1 protein-coding gene is annotated in these 1,028 nt (G+C 75.8%); it reads left to right on the forward strand.

Going from position 1 to position 1,028, the window contains the following annotated elements:
- A partial coding sequence (locus E2493_RS04035) for an autotransporter-associated beta strand repeat-containing protein (RefSeq protein ID WP_191992961.1) occupies window positions 1–1,028 on the forward strand: 1,028 nt, incomplete at both ends.

Raw genomic sequence — 1,028 nt, forward strand, 5'->3', positions numbered from 1 at the left:
GGGGTCACCGGCGGCCGCGGAGGCGAGGGCGATTTCTTCGTCGTCTCTTCGGGCGCACCCGGCGGGGCCGGCGGGGCGACGCCCGGCGCGAACGGCGAAAACGGCGGCGCCAACGCGACGGCGGGCGGCGGCGGCGGCGGCGGCGCCCATGGCCTGGTTTCGGCGACTCTCCCGACCTTCGCCGTGCAGGGCGGCCACGGCGGCGCGGGCGGATCGCCAAGCTTCATGGGCTTCGTGATGGGCGGCGGCGGGGGCGGCGGGGGCTCCGGCGCCGTCGTCACCGGCACCGGCGATCTCGAGACGCTGACCGTCACCGTCACCGGCGGCAACGGCGGGGCGGGGGGCAGCGGCGGGCCGAGCGGCGTCTCGGGGAGCGGCGGCGGCGGTGGCCACGGCCTCGTCTTCTCGGCAGCCGGCGGCGCCACCGCGACGATCGCTGCGAACGTTTCCGGCGGCAGCGGCGGCGGCATGCTCGTCGCCGGCGGCAACGGCATCGTCGGCGCGAATCTCGATCTCGATCTCTATGCGACCGTCAGCGGCGGCGTGTTCGGCGGGGGCGTGGACCAGCGCTCGGCGGCGCTGCGCTTCACCGGCGGGAACAGCCGGCTGACCCTCGGCAGCGGCTGGGGCCTTGCGGGCGGCATCGACGTGACCGGGACGCTGACCTTCGACCAGCCTACCGATGCCACGCTCGGCGAGACGATCTCGGGCAGCGGCGGCATCGTCAAGGCCGGCGCCGGCACGCTGACGCTGACCGGGACCAACAGCTATTCCGGCGGCAGCAGGCTCGAGGCGGGGCTGCTCCAGATCGGCAACGCCGCGGCGCTCGGCAGCGGGGGGCTCGTGATGAGCGGCGGCGCCCTTCGCTCGACCGTGACCGCCACGCTCGCCAACGCGCTGACCTGGGAAGGCGGCGAGAGCAGCTCGATCCTCTCCGCCGCGGCCGGCCAGACGCTGACCTTCACCGGGCCTCTCGCCGTGTTCAACACGACGGGAGCACCGGCCAGCCTGCGCTTCGGCTCGGCGAC

The organism is Sphingomonas parva (ex Maeng et al. 2020) (assembly GCF_004564275.1).
In the GTDB taxonomy this organism is placed as follows: Bacteria; Pseudomonadota; Alphaproteobacteria; order Sphingomonadales; family Sphingomonadaceae; genus Allosphingosinicella; species Allosphingosinicella parva.